10 protein-coding genes are annotated in these 16,728 nt (G+C 60.2%); 7 read left to right on the forward strand and 3 right to left on the reverse strand.

Annotated elements, in window-relative coordinates; translation table 11 throughout:
- Window positions 1-6: 6 nt before the first annotated feature.
- The 3 genes from ACI2KB_RS17290 to aceE all read right to left on the reverse strand — a co-directional run bounded on the left by ACI2KB_RS17290 (window position 7) and on the right by aceE (window position 7,593).
- On the reverse strand, window positions 7-2,700 hold the full coding sequence (locus ACI2KB_RS17290) for a putative bifunctional diguanylate cyclase/phosphodiesterase (protein ID WP_404636401.1): 2,694 nt from the start codon (window positions 2,698-2,700) through the stop codon (window positions 7-9).
- A gap of 448 nt (window positions 2,701-3,148) precedes the next feature.
- The gene (gene aceF, locus ACI2KB_RS17295; protein WP_404636402.1) at window positions 3,149-4,804 is read right to left on the reverse strand and encodes a dihydrolipoyllysine-residue acetyltransferase; all 1,656 of its coding nucleotides are present in this window, start codon (window positions 4,802-4,804) and stop codon (window positions 3,149-3,151) included.
- Window positions 4,805-4,944: 140 nt separating this feature from the next.
- The gene (gene aceE, locus ACI2KB_RS17300; RefSeq protein ID WP_404636403.1) at window positions 4,945-7,593 is read right to left on the reverse strand and encodes a pyruvate dehydrogenase (acetyl-transferring), homodimeric type; all 2,649 of its coding nucleotides are present in this window, start codon (window positions 7,591-7,593) and stop codon (window positions 4,945-4,947) included.
- Between the two features lie 386 nt (window positions 7,594-7,979).
- On the opposite strand from aceE, the gene glnE reads away from it, so the two are divergent.
- From glnE to ACI2KB_RS17335, 7 genes are all read left to right on the forward strand, one after another.
- Entirely contained in the window at window positions 7,980-10,931 is a 2,952-nt protein-coding gene (gene glnE / locus ACI2KB_RS17305; RefSeq protein ID WP_404636404.1) for a bifunctional [glutamate--ammonia ligase]-adenylyl-L-tyrosine phosphorylase/[glutamate--ammonia-ligase] adenylyltransferase, read from the forward strand.
- Window positions 10,932-11,151: 220 nt separating this feature from the next.
- Window positions 11,152-12,186 (forward strand): lipopolysaccharide heptosyltransferase II, encoded by a 1,035-nt coding sequence (gene waaF / locus ACI2KB_RS17310; RefSeq protein WP_404636405.1) that lies wholly within the window; start codon window positions 11,152-11,154, stop codon window positions 12,184-12,186.
- A 1-nt stretch (window position 12,187) separates the two neighbouring features.
- On the forward strand, window positions 12,188-13,264 hold the full coding sequence (waaC, locus tag ACI2KB_RS17315; RefSeq protein WP_404636406.1) for a lipopolysaccharide heptosyltransferase I: 1,077 nt from the start codon (window positions 12,188-12,190) through the stop codon (window positions 13,262-13,264).
- Window positions 13,264-14,388, forward strand: coding sequence for a glycosyltransferase family 4 protein (locus tag ACI2KB_RS17320; protein ID WP_404636407.1), 1,125 nt, complete (start codon window positions 13,264-13,266; stop codon window positions 14,386-14,388). Before waaC ends, ACI2KB_RS17320 begins: the two co-directional genes overlap by 1 nt.
- Complete coding sequence (rfaP, locus tag ACI2KB_RS17325) at window positions 14,385-15,191, forward strand: lipopolysaccharide core heptose(I) kinase RfaP (protein ID WP_404636408.1); 807 nt, start codon at window positions 14,385-14,387, stop codon at window positions 15,189-15,191. Before ACI2KB_RS17320 ends, rfaP begins: the two co-directional genes overlap by 4 nt.
- Window positions 15,191-15,925 (forward strand): lipopolysaccharide kinase InaA family protein, encoded by a 735-nt coding sequence (locus ACI2KB_RS17330; RefSeq protein WP_404636409.1) that lies wholly within the window; start codon window positions 15,191-15,193, stop codon window positions 15,923-15,925. Before rfaP ends, ACI2KB_RS17330 begins: the two co-directional genes overlap by 1 nt.
- Window positions 15,922-16,677: a lipopolysaccharide kinase InaA family protein gene (locus ACI2KB_RS17335; protein WP_404636410.1), complete on the forward strand. Its 756-nt coding sequence runs from the start codon at window positions 15,922-15,924 to the stop codon at window positions 16,675-16,677. The genes ACI2KB_RS17330 and ACI2KB_RS17335 overlap by 4 nt, the downstream gene beginning before the upstream one ends.
- Window positions 16,678-16,728 lie beyond the last annotated feature (51 nt).

The following is a 16,728-nucleotide window of genomic DNA, read 5'->3' on the forward strand; positions in this document are numbered from 1 at the left end:
AAGGGTTCAGGCTTGAGTGGCGCGGGGGTAGCGACGCAAGGCGCCGATCAGGTCTTCGCCGGGGATGGGCTTGTCGAACAGATAGCCCTGACCTACATCGCAGCGATGGCGACGCAGGAACGCCAGTTGTTCGGCGGTCTCGATGCCTTCTGCGACCACCGTCAGCTTGAGGTTGTGGGCCATGGCGATGACCGCCGAAGTGATTTCCATATCGTCCTGATCATCCGGGATGTCGCGGATGAAGCTGCGGTCGATCTTGATCACGTCGATGGGGAATTTTTTCAGATAGCTGAACGACGAATAACCGGTCCCGAAGTCATCCATGGCCAAGGTCAGGCCCAGGGTTTTCAAGGATTCCAGTTGCAGGCGGGTGTCTTCGGTCGCTTCCAGCAGCAAGCCTTCGGTCAGTTCCAGTTCCAGCAACGAGGGGTCGAGCTGTTCTTCGCGCAGAATACTGGCCAGTGAGCTGACCAGATCCGGGTCCGAGAACTGTTTGGGCGACACGTTGATCGCCACATGCAGCTTGCCGTAACCCGCAGCGCTGAGTTGCTTGCTCATGCGGCAGGACTGACGCGCGACCCATTTGCCGATCGGGATGATCAGGCCAGTTTCTTCGGCCACGCTGATGAACTGATCCGGGCGTATCATGCCCTTTTCCGGATGATTCCAACGCAGCAGCGCCTCCATCCCCAGCAGGCGCCCGGTGCGCAGGCACAGCTTGGGCTGGTAGAAGACTTCCAGCTCGTTCTGAGTCAGCGCGCGACGCAGGTTGTTCTCGACGAACAGCTTGTAGCTGGCCTCGGCGTTCAGTGCTTCGGTGAACACCTGTACCTGATGTTTGCCGTTGGCTTTGGCCTTGTGCAGCGCCAGGCCTGCGTTCTTCATCAGTGTTTGCGGATCGCGGCCATGCAACGGTGCACAGGCCAGGCCCACGGACCCCGTCACGCTGATCAACTGATTATCGACGAACATGGGCTTGTCGAGGGTCGTCAGCACCTGGTGCGCAATGCGCTGGCCGTCTTCCAGGCCTGTGTCATCCAGCAGGACGGCGAATTCGTTACTGGCAAAGCGCGCCAGAATCCCGCTCGGGCTCAGGCTGTTGCGCAGCCGACGGGCCAGGCTGATCAACAATTTGTCACCGGTCTGGTGACCGAGGCTGTCGTTGATGCGCTTGAAGTTGTCGATGTCCACCAGCAACAGGCTGATCGGCGTTTCGATGTCCCGAGCAAAGTGTTCATCAAGGGTACGAATGAACGCCGGGCGGTTGCCCAGGTTGGTCAGGTTATCGGTGTACGCCAGGCGCTCGATCCGCTGTTGAGAGAGCTTGGCCTGCGTGATGTCTTCGTAGATACCGATGTAATGGGTCAACTCGCGGTTGTCGCCATACACCTTGGAAATCGACAACTGGCCCCAGTACGGTTCCAGATTCTTACGGCGGCTTTTGAATTCACCCTGCCAACTGTTGCTGCTGGCGAGGCTGGAATTGGCATCGAGCAGCAGCGAGTTGAGGTTTTCCAGCGCCGGTAATTCCGACAGGCGGTGCCCGTGCACTTCTTCGGCGGTGTACTGCGTGATCTCGGTAAAGCTTGGGTTGACGTACTCGACCACTCCATCGCAATTGACCAGCAGAAACGCATTGGCACTTTGCTCTACCGCCCGCTGAAACAGGTGCAGGGCGTTGGTGGCGGTGCGTCGGTTGTGATTGTTGATGGCCTGCGCGAACTGGTCGGCCAACTCCCCGGCAAAGGCGATTTCGTCCGACTGCCACTCGCGGGCGCTGCCTGTCTGTTCTAGGCACAGGACGCCGACTACATGGCCATCGATGCGAATACTGGCATCGAGAATGGCGTTGATATCCCGTGGCCCCAGGCTTTCGGCCAGCTCGCGAGTGCGGGGGTCGAGCTGCACGTCGTGGGCGTCGATGGCGCGGCTGTTGTGCAGGGCTTCCAGATAGCTGGGGTAGCGACTGATATCGATGGGCGCACCTTTGAGGTACTCATCGATATCGCGACGGTATTCGGCAATGGGTTCCAGCACCTGGCCGTTGAGGTTCCAGATGGCCGCGCGGTCGATGTCGTAGATTTCACAGGCGCTTTTGGTAATCAGCTCTGCGGCTTCGAGCAGCGAATCGTTGGAGCGGTAGCGATGGCGGGTCAGCCGCAGAATCAGGCTTTGCTGAGCGCGGACCCGCTCCAGATGCTGCAATTGTTCGTGTTGCGCGCGCTGGTTGAGTTCCAGTGCGATTTGCAAACGTGAGTTCTGGACTTCCAGATCGGGGGTGAACGCCAGCTCGCTGGGGTCGAAGACGCCATCGACCACGATCAGGTAGCCGCGTAACAGCTCGCGATTGTGCTGTCGATAGCCTTCACCGATCTCCATCAGGCCCAAGGGGCCGCGCGTCGTGTGCAGGGTGTAGCGAATGATGTAATGCGAGTGATTGCTGAGCTGCATTTGCACTGAGTCATGCAACTGGTAGCGCGCATCAGGCTCCATCAGGCTGGCATAGGGCGCGCCGATCAGGGCGCACAGCTCGATGGCGGGCATGTCGAACTGCTTTTCGCAGTTGGGGTCCAGGTACAGCATCGCCCAACTGGCTTCATTCAGCCGCTCGAAACGCAGCATGCCGAGCCGCGAGGGCACCGGCAACTGAGTCACGACCTCGGCTGCCGATCGGGCGGCAGCATCAGGTTGGCTTTTCATGAAGGAACTCGCTTTAAGAGTACGGTCGCGCGTGGGTAGGAAGCCCAACGTTAAATCGCGTGTCGCAAGGTTGCATCATGGCGAACGGGCTGACAAGTGAGCGCGATGGCTTAGTGCTATAAATCTGTCGGCAAATCGGGCATTAACTGAAGGTTGTTGGTCGGATTTGTCGGAAAGGGCGGGTAACTGGTTGTTATTCGAGAGGCCTGAAGGCGCAACTCCGTCGACTCAGCGCAATGAGAACGCAATTCTCTGTAGCAATCCGGCTTGCCAGCGGCAGTGATCTTTCGGGCGCAACCGCCGGTAAGCGGGACTGCTACAGATGGTGCGGCGCCAATACAAAATATCCGGGCAAAAAAAGCCCCGCTGCATGAGCGGGGTTGAGGTACGAGCGTGGCAGCTCGCAAACAGCGAAGGCCCGTCTCGAAGGAAACGGGCCTTGTACGGCTTACAGCAGGATGGTGCGGATGTCCGCCAGCAGGTCGCCCAGACGCTTGGTGAAGCGTGCAGCGGCGGCGCCGTTGATCACGCGGTGATCGTAGGACAGCGACAATGGCAGCATCAGGCGTGGCTGGAAGGCTTTGCCGTCCCAGACTGGTTGCATGGTGGCCTTCGACACACCCAGGATCGCGACTTCCGGCGCGTTGACGATCGGCGTGAAGCCAGTGCCGCCAATGTGACCCAGGCTGGAAATGGTGAAGCAGGCGCCTTGCATGTCGTTGGCCGACAGCTTTTTGGAGCGTGCTTTTTCAGCCAGCTCGGCGGCTTCGGCAGCCAGTTGCAGCAGGCTCTTCTGATCGACGTTCTTGATCACAGGAACCAGCAGGCCGTCCGGAGTATCCACGGCGAAGCCGATGTGGAAGTACTTCTTGCGGATGACCGCTTTGCCGCTGGGTGCCAGCGAGCTGTTGAAGTCCGGCAGTTCCTTGAGCAGGTGCGCAATGGACTTGAGCAGCAGTGGCAGAACGGTCAGTTTCACGCCGGCTTTTTCGGCAACGGCTTTCTGCGCAACGCGGAAAGCTTCCAGGTCGGTGATGTCGGCCTGGTCGAACTGAGTGACGTGCGGGATGTTCAGCCAGCTGCGGTGCAGACCGGTGGCGCCCAGTTGCATCAGGCGAGTCATCGGCACTTCTTCGATTTCGCCGAAACGGCTGAAATCGACTTCCGGAATCGGTGGGATACCCATGCCGCCGGTCGCGCCAGCAGCAGCCGGTGCATCCTTGGCTTTGGTCATGATGGATTTGACGTACGCCTGCACGTCTTCCTTCAGCACGCGACCGTGTGGGCCGGTTGCAGTCACAGCACTCAGCTCGACGCCGAACTCGCGAGCCAGTTGGCGAACAGCCGGGCCAGCGTGGACTTTTGCACCGCTGGCAGCAGGTGCGGCAACCGGAGCCGGTGCGGCTTCAGCTTTTGGTGCAGGGGCGGCAGCCGGTGCAGCAGCAGGCGCTTCAGCCTTGGCCGGAGCAGGAGCCGCCGCTTGAGCCGGTGCAGCCGCCGGAGCAGCGCCTGCGACTTTCAGTTTCAGGATCAGATCGCCAGTGCCGACTTCGTCTTCGACCTTGACGCTGATGCTTTCGACCACGCCAGCGGCTGGAGACGGAATCTCCATCGAGGCTTTGTCGGATTCCAGAGTGATCAGAGATTGATCAGCTTCGATGCTGTCGCCCACCTTGACCATCAGCTCGATGATGCGAGCCTTGCCTGACGAGCCGATGTCAGGCACGTGGATATCTTGAACCGATGCAGCGGCAGCCGGGGCTGGAGCAGCGGCTGGCGCCGGAGCGGCTTCAGCAGGCTTTTCAGCAGCAGGTGCAGGGGCAGCAGTTGCTGCTTCAGCGGCCGGAGCCGGGGCAGCTGTAGCCGCACCGCCTTCCACTTCCAGCTCCAGCAGTTCGTCGCCTTCTTTCAGGCGATCGCCCAGCTTCACTTTCAGGGCTTTGACGACACCGGCCTTTGGCGCAGGGATTTCCATACTCGCCTTGTCCGACTCCAGGGTCAGCAGGCTCTGGTCGGCTTCGATGCGGTCGCCAACCTTGACGAACAGCTCAATGACTTCACCGTCACCGCTGCCGATGTCGGGTACACGAATTAACTCACTCACAATGTCTCTCCTCAGGAGAACTGTTCACTCGATTGCGCTGGTGCTACTGCAACGAAACAGCCGGAGATGCTCATTTACCGAAGTAAATTCCGCATCGGCGGCTGTTTCGCGCACGCTCTCAGCGCGCGTCCGACCTACGCTCAGCAGTCCAGCGGGTTGCGCTTGTCTGGATCGATACCGAACTTGGTGATGGCTTCAGCCACGACCTTAGGTTCGATGTCGCCACGATCAGCCAAGGCTTCCAGGGCTGCCAGCACGACGAAGTGGCGGTCAACTTCGAAGAAGTGACGCAGCTTCTTGCGGCTGTCGGAACGGCCGTAGCCGTCGGTGCCCAGGACTTTGAATTCCTTGGTCGGAACCCACTGACGGATTTGGTCAGCGAACAGTTTCATGTAGTCGGTCGACGCGATGACCGGACCTTTACGGCCGCTCAGGCACTCTTCAACGTAGCTCACTTGTGGCTTCTGACCTGGCTTCAGGCGATTGCTGCGCTCAACGGCCAGACCGTTGCGACGCAGTTCGTTGAAGCTGGTGACGCTCCACACGTCAGCACCGATGTTGAACTGCTCACGCAGGATCTTCGCCGCTTCACGCACTTCGTTGAGGATCGTGCCCGAACCCATCAGTTGGACGTGATGAGCCGCGTCGCGCTTGTCTTCTTCCAGCAGGTACATGCCCTTGATGATGCCTTGCTCTACACCGGCCGGCATTGCTGGCTGGTGGTAGTTCTCGTTCATCACGGTGATGTAGTAGTAGACGTTTTCCTGCAGGGTCATCATCCGGTGCGTGCCTTCCTGCATGATCACCGCCAGCTCGTAAGCATAGGCAGGGTCATAGCTGCGCACGTTCGGGATGGTGCTGGCCAGCAGGTGGCTGTGACCGTCTTCGTGTTGCAGGCCTTCACCATTGAGTGTGGTGCGCCCGGAGGTGCCGCCCAGCAGGAAGCCGCGGGTCTGGGCATCGCCAGCCGCCCAGGCCAGGTCGCCGATACGCTGGAAGCCGAACATCGAATAGAAGATGTAGACCGGCAGCATCGGGGTGTTGTAGTTGCTGTAGGCAGTACCCGCCGCGATGAACGAGGAGAACGCGCCGGCTTCGTTGAGACCTTCTTGCAGGATCTGGCCGTCTTTCTCTTCGCGGTAGTACATCACCTGGTCGCGGTCGACTGGCTCGTACAGCTGGCCGACAGGCGAGTAGATACCCAACTGACGGAACATGCCTTCCATACCGAAGGTACGGGCTTCGTCGGCCAGGATCGGAACGATGCGCTTGCCCAGTTCCTTGTCTTTCACCAGCGAGGCCAGAATACGACCGAACGCCATGGTGGTGGAGATTTCGCGGTCGCCCGAACCGTCCAGCACGGACTTGAGGGTATCCAGCGGCGGGGTCGGAATGCTGATGTTGCCGCGGTTGCGCTGTGGCAGGGAGCCGCCCAGCTTCTCGCGGCACTTGCGCAGGTACTTCATTTCCGCGCTGTCTTCGGCCGGACGGTAGAACGGCAGCGATTCGAGTTCGGAATCGTTCAGCGGAATGTCGAAGCGGTCACGGAATTTCTTCAGCGACTCGATATCGACTTTCTTGGTGTTGTGCGCAGTGTTCTTCGCTTCGCCCGCACCGGTGCCGTAGCCCTTGATGGTCTTGGCGAGGATGACGGTTGGCTGGCCTTTGTGGTTGACCGCCTGGTGGTACGCCGCGTAGACCTTGTACGGGTCGTGGCCGCCACGGTTGAGTTTCCAGATCTCGTCGTCGGACAGGTTCTCGACGCGCTTGAGCAGCTCTGGGTCATCACCGAAGAAGTGCTTGCGAACGTAAGCGCCGTCTTTGGCCTTGTAGTTCTGGTACTCGCCGTCGATGGCTTTGTCCATGCGACGCTGCATCAGGCCGTCTTCGTCTTGGGCGAACAGTGGGTCCCACATGCGGCCCCAGATGACCTTGTTGACGTTCCAGTTGGCGCCACGGAACACGCCTTCCAGTTCCTGGATGATCTTGCCGTTGCCGCGAACCGGGCCGTCGAGGCGCTGCAGGTTGCAGTTGATGACGAAGATCAGGTTGTCGAGGTTTTCACGACCGGCCAGGGAGATGGCGCCCAGGGTTTCCGGCTCGTCACACTCGCCGTCACCGATGAAGCACCAGACTTTCTGCTTGCCAGCCGGGATGAAACCACGGTTTTCCAGGTACTTCATGAAGCGTGCCTGGTAGATCGCGGTGATTGGACCCAGACCCATGGAAACGGTCGGGAACTGCCAGAAGTCAGGCATCAGGTGCGGGTGCGGGTACGAGGACAGGCCGCCACCGTCCACTTCCTGACGGAACTTGAGCATTTGCTCTTCGCTCAAGCGACCTTCCAGGAAGGCGCGAGCATAGATACCAGGCGAGGCGTGGCCTTGGTAATAGATCAGGTCGCCGCCGTGTTCTTCGTTCGGGGCCTGGAAGAAATAGTTGAAACCGATGTCGTAGAGCGTCGCGCTGGAGGCGAAGGTGGAGATGTGACCACCCAGATCAGGGTCTTGCATGTTCGCGCGCATGACCATCGCCAGGGCGTTCCAGCGAACGATCGAACGGATGCGGCGTTCCATGAACAGGTCGCCGGGCATGCGTGCTTCGCGGGTAACGGGGATGGTGTTGCGGTAGGGCGTGGTGATGGCGTACGGCAGTTGCGAACCGCTGCGGGTAGCGAGTTCACCCATACGGGTCATCAGGTAGTGAGCACGGTCTTCGCCTTCTTTGTCGAGAACCGATTCCAGGGCGTCCAGCCATTCCTGGGTTTCGACGGGATCGAGGTCTTGCATGGCTTGCTCCAGGGCGGAAAGGCTTCCAGAATCGGTTGCCTGAGTTTGTTGCGACTGGCCTTGTGGGCAGACGACGTAAAAATTCTTGGATAACCGGAGAGTTACCGGGTCCGTGTAGTTTTACTACAAATCTTTGGCCGTTTCAGCTTTTTGACTTGTATATACAGTAGTAAAACTACAGTTCTGCGATGGTTTCGCTGATGTGTTGCGATGAATCAAATGAAAAATGTTGGTAGAAACCATAAAAAGATCGGCGGGCGAATGGCCCTTGCGATCAAAAAGAGGTAAATACCCGCAATTTTTAACCTTTGTTCGACATTCTGCCTCGCAACGTGTGTACAACCCTCGCCGCAGGTAGTGTTTCGAACGCCGATCAAGGATAGACCATGAGCCTTCCTTTGCTGGCCGATCTGCCAGCCGTACTGCTTCCGTTGGCTACCCGTGCACAACAGTCCTTTCGCACGGCACTCACTGCTCTGAACGACACGGGTCTGGCCGCTTTCGAGACCTGGCCTGCCGAACGTCTGGCTGCCTTCGACCGCGTCTGTGCGGCCAGCGACTTTGTCGCCGAACACGTCGGACGCGATCCGCAGATGCTGCTCGACCTCGCCGAATCCGGCGAGCTGGAGCGCAGTTTTGCGGCCAGCGAGCTGCGAGAACACATCGCCAACGCGGTTGCCGAAGCGACCACCGACGATGAGTTGGGGCGTAATCTACGTCGTCAACGGACACGGCAGCAAGTGCGAATTATCTGGCGCGATATCACCCGTCAGGCTGATCTGGTGGAAACCTGCCGTGACCTGTCCGACATGGCCGATGGCAGTATCGACCTCGCCTATCGGTGGTTATATGACAAACATTGCCAGCAATTCGGGGTGCCGACGGGCCATAGAAGTGGTGAACCCCAACAAATGGTCATTCTGGGCATGGGCAAGCTCGGTGCCGTGGAACTCAACCTGTCCTCTGATATCGACCTGATTTTCGCCTACCCCGAAGGCGGGGAGACGCAAGGCGTGAAACGCCCGCTGGATAATCAGGAGTTTTTCATTCGCCTCGGGCAGCGCTTGATCAAGGCGTTGGACCCGGTGACGGTCGACGGCTTCGTGTTTCGCGTCGACATGCGCTTGCGGCCTTACGGTTCAGCCGGGGCGCTGGTGCTCAGCTTCAACGCGCTTGAACAGTATTATCAGGATCAGGGCCGTGACTGGGAGCGCTACGCCATGATCAAGGCCCGCGTGGTCGGCGGCGATCAGGCCAAGGGCGGCGAACTGCTGGAAATGCTGCGCCCCTTCGTTTACCGCCGCTATCTGGACTTCTCGGCCATCGAAGCACTGCGCACCATGAAGCAGTTGATTCAGCAGGAAGTCCGCCGCAAGGGCATGGCCGCCAACATCAAATTGGGGGCGGGCGGTATTCGTGAAGTGGAATTTATCGCCCAGGCTTTCCAGTTGATCCACGGCGGCCGCGACCTGAGCCTGCAACAACGACCTCTGCTCAAAGTGCTGCGCACGCTGGAAGGCCAGGGCTATCTGCCTCAGGCCGTCATCACTGAATTGCGCGAAGGCTACGAGTTCCTGCGCTACACCGAACACGCCATTCAGGCCATTGCCGATCGCCAGACGCAAATGCTGCCAGACGACCCTCGTGATCAGGCGCGCATCGCTTTCATCATGGGATTCGCGGACTGGAACGCCTTCCACGAGAAGCTGATGTATTGGCGCGGTCGGGTGGACTGGCATTTTCGCCAGGTTATCGCCGACCCGGACGAGGAAGAGGGCGAGCAGGACGGTGGTGAAGAGATCGTCGGTGGCGAGTGGCTGCCGCTGTGGGAAGAATCACAGGACGAAGACGCCGCCTGTCGCCAATTGCAGGAAGGCGGATTCGCCGATGCGCAAAAGGCGCTGAAACATCTGAGCAACCTGCGCAACAGTTCGCAACTGCGCTCGATGCAGCGTCTGGGCCGTGAACGCCTCGACGCGTTCATTCCGCGCCTGCTGGCTCAGGCCGTCGAACATGAGAATCCCGATCTGGTATTGGAACGGGTGCTGCCATTGGTCGAGGCCGTGGCCCGCCGTTCGGCGTACCTGGTGTTGCTCACCGAAAATCCCGGTGCGTTGCGGCGTTTGCTGACCTTGTGTGCGGCCAGCCCCTGGATCGCCGAACAAATCGCCCGCTTTCCGTTGCTGCTCGACGAACTGCTCAACGAAGGGCGTCTGTTCAGCCCGCCGCAAGCCCTTGAGCTGGCCGCCGAGCTGCGCGAACGGCTGACGCGGATTCCCGAGGACGATCTTGAGCAGCAGATGGAAGCGTTGCGTCACTTCAAACTGGCGCACCGGCTGCGGGTGGCGGCGTCGGAAATCACTGGCAGCCTGCCTTTGATGAAAGTCAGCGATTACCTGACCTGGCTGGCCGAAGCCATCCTGGAGCAAGTGTTGGCGCTGGCGTGGCGGCATACCGTCGCGCGCCATGGTGCGCCGCGCCGACCGGATGGCACCTTGTGCGATCCCGGCTTTGTGATTGTCGGTTACGGGAAAGTCGGCGGCATCGAACTGGGGCATGGTTCGGACCTGGATCTGGTGTTCATCCACGACGGTGATCCTCAGACCGAAACCGACGGTGCCAAGCCGATCGATGGCGCGCAGTTCTTCACCCGGCTGGGTCAGCGGATCATTCACCTGATCACCACGCAGACCAACTCCGGTCAGCTCTATGAAGTGGACATGCGTCTACGGCCATCGGGTGCGGCGGGTTTGCTGGTCAGCTCGTTAGGGGCGTTTTCCCGCTATCAGGAGAACGAAGCCTGGACCTGGGAGCATCAGGCGCTGGTACGTGCGCGGGTGTTGGTGGGCAGTGCGGATGTGGGCGCCGGGTTCGAGGCGGTGCGTGCTTCAGTGCTGGGGCGCGAGCGCAATCTGGACACCTTGCGCCAGGAAGTCAGCGACATGCGGGCCAAGATGCGCGACAACCTCGGAACCAAGGGGACGACGGCCGGAAAGGGAGAAAACGCCTTCGAGGCCACTTCGTCGTTCGATCTCAAGCAGGACGCCGGTGGTATCGTCGATATCGAATTTATGGTGCAATACGCGGCCCTGGCGTGGTCCAGAGAGCATCCCGCGCTGCTTCGATACACCGACAACATCCGCATTCTCGAAGGGCTGGAAGAGGCAGGACTGATACCTTCCGCCGATGCGAGCCTGCTGCGCGAGGTGTATAAAGCCTACCGCTCCGCCGCTCACCGGCAAGCCCTGCAAAAGGATGCGGGCGTGGTCAGTGGCGATCAGTTCGCCAGTGAACGGCGTGAAGTGATGCGGATCTGGGGGCAGTTGGGGTTGAGTTAACGCATCGGGTTTTGTTGATGCCACTGACCTCATCGCGGGCAAGCGCGCTCCTACAGTTGAGCGCGATCTCCTGTAGGAGCGCGCTTGCCCGCGATGGCGTCAGAACGAGCGCTGCAGTTGGACTTATATAAAGCTATGACAGGGAGGCGTCAGGCTGTGTGGAAGCGTCACGCAGTCTGATGGGCCTCCCTGCTCGTTTCTGGTCGTTTTTGGATTGAGCATGAGAATTCTGATCGTAGGGCCCAGCTGGGTCGGTGACATGGTGATGGCGCAAACGCTGTTCCAGTGCCTGAAACAGCGACACCCGCAATGCGAAATCGATGTGCTGGCCCCTGAGTGGAGTCGGCCGATCCTTGAGCGCATGCCAGAAGTGCGCAAGGCCTTGAGCTTTCCGCTCGGCCACGGCGCGCTGGAATTGGCGACTCGCCGACGCATCGGAAAATCCCTGAAAGACCAGTACGATCAGGCGATTCTGCTGCCTAACTCGCTGAAGTCAGCGCTGGTGCCGTTCTTTGCCGGTATTGCGAAACGCACTGGCTGGCGTGGCGAATTCCGCTACGGCCTGCTCAACGACGTGCGGATTCTGGACAAGCAGAAGTACCCGCTGATGATCGAGCGTTTCATGGCGCTGGCGTATGACAAAGACGCCGAGATACCGCGTCCGTATCCAAAACCAAGCTTGCAGATTGAAACCGCTAGCCGCGAAGCCGCATTGGCCAAGTTCGGCTTGACCCTCGACCGCCCGGTCCTGGCCCTGTGCCCTGGTGCCGAGTTCGGTGAATCCAAGCGCTGGCCGTCCGAGCACTACGCCAAGGTCGCTGAAGCGAAGATTCGTGAAGGCTGGCAAGTCTGGCTGTTCGGCTCCAAGAACGACCACGCGGTGGGCGAAAGCATTCGCGAGCGGCTGATTCCGGGCCTGCGAGAAGAGTCGAGCAACCTGAGCGGCGCGACCTCGCTGGCTGAGGCGATTGATTTGCTGTCCTGCGCAGACGCCGTGGTCTCCAACGATTCCGGGCTGATGCACGTGGCTGCTGCGCTGAACCGTCCGCTGGTCGCTGTCTACGGTTCGACCTCGCCAAGCTTTACCCCGCCGCTGGCCGATTACGTCGAGATCGTGCAACTGGGCATCGAATGCAGTCCGTGCTTTGAGCGCACCTGCCGTTTTGGTCACTACAACTGCCTGCGTCTGCTGGAACCGGATTCGGTTATCCGCGCGTTGGGCCAGTTGGGCGGCACGCCGGTCGAGGTTGCCTGACTTGCGGGTACTGCTGATCAAGACTTCGTCGCTGGGTGACGTCATTCATACCCTGCCCGCGCTGACCGACGCCACACGGGCGATTCCCGGCATCCAGTTCGACTGGGTGGTGGAAGAAGGCTTCGCCGAAATCCCGACCTGGCACCCGGCGGTGGCTGGGGTGATTCCGGTGGCGATTCGGCGCTGGCGAAAAAATCTCTGGCAAACGTTCAAGAGCGGCCAATGGCGCCAGTTCAAACAGCGCCTGCGCGACACCCGTTACGACCTGGTGATTGACGCCCAGGGCCTGCTGAAAAGCGCGTGGTTGACTCGTTACGTCAAGGCGCCGATCGCCGGTCTGGATAAAGACTCGGTCCGCGAACCGCTGGCCGCTCGTTTTTACGATCGAACCTATCCCGTCGCCCGTGGCCAGCATGCGGTTGAGCGTACACGTCAGTTGTTTGCTCAGACATTGGGCTATCCGCTGCCGGAAGGGGTGGGTGATTACAGCCTCGATCGCAGCCGCTTGCAGGGTGTTGAGCGTGGCGCCGAAGACGCGGCGCCTTTCGTGGTTTTTTTACATGGCACCACATGGGACACCAAGCACTGGCCGGAGCTGTACTGGCGCCAGTTGGCCGAGCGCATGGTCGCTCAAGGCCTTGAAGTTCGCCTGCCTTGGGGTAATCCGGCCGAAAAGGCTCGCGCCGAGCGAATTGCCGAGGGCCTTGATAAAGCCATCGTGCTCCCCAAACTGAATCTGGCTGGCGTCGCGCGGGAACTGGCAGGCGCTCAGGGCTGCGTCGCCGTGGACACCGGTCTTGGGCATCTTGCGGCAGCGCTCGACGTGCCGACCTTGTCGCTCTATGGCCCGACCAATCCCGGGTTGAGTGGCGCCTACGGCAAGTCGCAGGTTCACTTGGCGGGCGATTACCCCGCTTGCGCGCCGTGTCTGCAAAAGAAATGCACCTATCGCCCGACCGCTGAAGATCAGCGTCAGGTCGATACCGAACGCGAGTGGCCGATGTGCTTCACTCGCCTGAATCCCGAGCGAGTAGCGAGCCAACTGGGTTCGCTGTTGCTGGCAAAGGAACACCCGTGATGCAACTGGCATTCGTGCTTTATAAATACTTTCCCTTCGGTGGCCTGCAGCGTGATTTCATGCGCATTGCGCTGGAGTGTCAGCAGCGCGGGCATTCGATCCGCGTCTACACCCTGATCTGGGAAGGGGACGTGCCGCCCGGTTTCGAAGTGCTGGTGGCGCCGGTCAAGGCGATCTTCAACCATCGGCGCAACGAAAAGCTCACCGACTGGATGAACGCCGATCTGGCCAAACGCCCGGTGGATCGTTTGATCGGCTTCAACAAGATGCCCGGTCTGGACGTGTATTACGCCGCCGACGGCTGCTACGAAGACAAGGCGCAAAATCTGCGCCACGGCCTGTACAAATACTGGGGCCGCTATCGCCACTTCGCTGACTATGAGCGCGCGGTGTTCGCCAAAGATGCGAAAACCGAAGTGCTGATGATTTCCGAAGTGCAGCAGCCGCTGTTCATCAAGCATTACGACACGCCGCTCAAGCGGTTCCACCTGCTGCCGCCGGGGATTTCTCAGGACCGTCGCGCGCCTGCCAATGCAGCCGAAATCCGCGCTGACTTCCGTCGCGAGTTCAAGCTCGGTGAGGACGACTTGCTGCTGGTGCAGATTGGCTCGGGCTTCAAGACCAAGGGCGTGGACCGCAGCCTCAAGGCTCTGGCCGCACTGCCGTCCGAGCTGCGCAAGCGCACCCGCTTGTTCGTCATCGGCCAGGACGATCCGAAACTGTTCCAGATGCAAAGCACGGCACTGGGCCTGACCGACAACGTGACCTTCATGAAGGGCCGCAGCGACATTCCGCGCTTCCTGTTGGGTGCCGATCTGTTGATTCACCCGGCCTACAACGAGAACACCGGCACGGTGTTGCTGGAAGCGTTGGTTGCCGGATTGCCTGTGTTGGTCAGCGCGGTGTGCGGTTACGCCCACTACATCGCCGAGGCCGACAGCGGTCTGGTGCTGGATGAGCCATTCGAGCAAAACCAGCTCAACCAGTACCTGGAACGCATGCTCAAGGATGACGCCCAGCGTGCCACCTGGGGCAAGAACGGGTTGGCGTTCGCCGATACGGCTGACCTTTACAGCATGCCGCAGCATGCGGCGGATGTGATTCTGGCGGAGCACCGCGGATGAAACTGATCCTTGAGGAACCCTTCAAGAGCCTCTGGGCCGGGCGCGATGCGTTCGAAGCCGTCGAGGAACTGCAAGGCCAGGTGTATCGCGAGCTGGAAAACCGTCGCACATTGCGCACTGAAGTCGATGGCAAGGGGTATTTCGTCAAGATCCATCGCGGCATCGGCTGGGGCGAAGTGGCGAAGAACCTGCTGACCGCCAAGTTGCCGGTGCTCGGCGCCGGTAAAGAATTCGAGGCGATCAACCGCCTGAAAGAAGTCGGCGTGCCGACCATGACGTCTGTGGCCTATGGTGAACGCGGCAACAATCCAGCGGCGCAGCATTCCTTCATCGTCACCGAAGAACTGGCGCCGACTGAAAGTATGGAAGACGTCAGCCTGCATTGGGCGAAGCAGCCGCCTGAGCCACGTATGAAGCGGGCCTACATCGCTGAAGTCGCGCGCCTGGTCGGGATGATGCATCGCGCCGGGGTCAACCATCGTGACTGCTATCTGTGCCACTTCCTGCTGCACACTGACACGCCGGTCACCCCGGAAAGCTTCAAATTGTCGGTGATCGACCTGCACCGCGCCCAGACCCGTCCGCAGATTACCCAGCGCTGGCGCAACAAGGACCTGGCCGCGCTGTATTTCTCGGCGCTGGACATCGGCCTGACTCGTCGTGACAAACTGCGTTTCCTCAACGGCTACTTTCAGCAACCGCTGCGCAAGATTCTGGTTGAGGAGTCGGCGCTGCTGGTCTGGTTGGAGGCCAAGGCCGAGAAGCTGTATCAGCGCAAACTGCGGTATGGGGATGCGCTCTGATGGCGGGTTGGAATCTGGAACCTGAGTATGCTGCGCTGGCCGGGGATTTTGGTTCGTTGGACGCAGTGTTTGCCTTGCGGGGCGAGCGCCTGACCCGCGACCCGCTGTCCGAAGTGATTCGCGTCGAGCGCGGCGGCATCAACTATTACGTCAAGCGTTACACGGCTGCGGGCAAAGGCCTGCGTCGCTATCTGGGGCGTCCTCGGGTCAAGTCCGAGTGGCAGAACCTCAAGCGCTTCGCCAAGTGGGGCATTCCGACCGCTGAAGTGGTGGCCTGGGGCCTTGAACGCAAAGGCGCGGCCTATGATCGCGGTGCGTTGATCACCCGCGAGCTGCCGCGTACCGAAGACTTGTCTGAACTGGCGCGGCATCATGACCAGCGTTTGAACGATCGATCCTGGGTCGATCGGATCAGTCAGCAAGTGGCGCGTTACACCCGCACGATGCATGACAACCATTTCACCCATAACGACCTGAAGTGGCGCAACCTGCTGGTGGACGATCAGTCAACGGTGTTCCTGATCGACTGCCCCAACGGCGCGTTCTGGGTCAGCTTCATGCTGCGTTATCGCATCACCAAAGACTTGGCCTGTCTGGACAAGGTGGCCAAATATCACCTGTCGGCCACCCAGCGCCTGCGCTTTTATCTGCAATACCGGGGGCGTGAGCGCCTGAACGATTCAGATAAAAAGCGCATTCGCCACATCGTCAGCTTTTTCGAGGGGCGCGAATGAGTGTTTTCATAGCCGATGCTGATCGCGCATTGTTGGAGCGCCATGGCCTGGCGGATTTCGATTCGCTGTGGGACGTACAGCTCGATGCCGTGGACGAACCCAACACTGGGCGGGGTGGCTGGAGCAGTGTGTTCCGTCTGGAGCTTGAAGGGGCGGGGTATTACCTCAAGCGCCAAAGCAATTACCTGACCTACACCCTGCATCACCCGTTTGGCGAGCCGTCCTTTTCTCGCGAGTTTCGCAACATCAGCCTGTACCAGAAGCTCGGCATTCCCGCGCTGCATGCGGTGTTCTACGGCGAGAAGAAAGTCGATGGCGAGCGCCGAGCGATCTTGATGACCCGCGCGCTGGACGGTTGGACCGATCTCGATACGTTGCTGACGCAGTGGGATGAGGCGGCCGCTACCCAGCGTCTGGCCATTCTGCAAGCCTGTGGACAACTGGCGCGTACGCTGCACAAGGCCGGGCAAGTGCACGGCTGTTTCTATCCCAAGCATATTTTTCTCAAGGCCAGGGGCGGCGGGTATCAGGCGCAGTTGATTGACCTTGAGAAAACGCGCAAGTCGATTTTCGGCCAGCGTGACCGGGTCAAGGACATCGAGCCGCTGTTGCGTCGCGCGCCGATGTGGACCGAGGCCGAAATCCGCGAGCTGCTTGCTACTTACCTGCAAGCGCCGAGCGACAGCGGGCTGGTGGAGGCCTGGTGGCAGCGGCTGGCCAAACGCGGCAGCCATAAACGCAGCGGCCGCTGATCTCAGGGGGGCGTCGATCTTTTGTGGGAGCCGGTTTGCTGGCGAATGCGT

Source organism: Pseudomonas sp. NPDC088444 (genome assembly GCF_044900175.1).
GTDB lineage: Bacteria > Pseudomonadota > Gammaproteobacteria > Pseudomonadales > Pseudomonadaceae > Aquipseudomonas.

What these genes read in the sequence shown, in the direction of transcription:
- ACI2KB_RS17290 (WP_404636401.1), bottom strand. Translation starts at nt 2,700, where the DNA reads ATGAAAAGCCAACCTGATGCTGCCGCCCGATCGGCAGCCGAGGTCGTG.
- aceE (WP_404636403.1), bottom strand. Translation starts at nt 7,593, where the DNA reads ATGCAAGACCTCGATCCCGTCGAAACCCAGGAATGGCTGGACGCCCTG.
- glnE (WP_404636404.1), top strand. Translation starts at nt 7,980, where the DNA reads ATGAGCCTTCCTTTGCTGGCCGATCTGCCAGCCGTACTGCTTCCGTTG.
- waaF (WP_404636405.1), top strand. Translation starts at nt 11,152, where the DNA reads ATGAGAATTCTGATCGTAGGGCCCAGCTGGGTCGGTGACATGGTGATG.
- ACI2KB_RS17320 (WP_404636407.1), top strand. Translation starts at nt 13,264, where the DNA reads ATGCAACTGGCATTCGTGCTTTATAAATACTTTCCCTTCGGTGGCCTG.
- rfaP (WP_404636408.1), top strand. Translation starts at nt 14,385, where the DNA reads ATGAAACTGATCCTTGAGGAACCCTTCAAGAGCCTCTGGGCCGGGCGC.
- ACI2KB_RS17330 (WP_404636409.1), top strand. Translation starts at nt 15,191, where the DNA reads ATGGCGGGTTGGAATCTGGAACCTGAGTATGCTGCGCTGGCCGGGGAT.
- ACI2KB_RS17335 (WP_404636410.1), top strand. Translation starts at nt 15,922, where the DNA reads ATGAGTGTTTTCATAGCCGATGCTGATCGCGCATTGTTGGAGCGCCAT.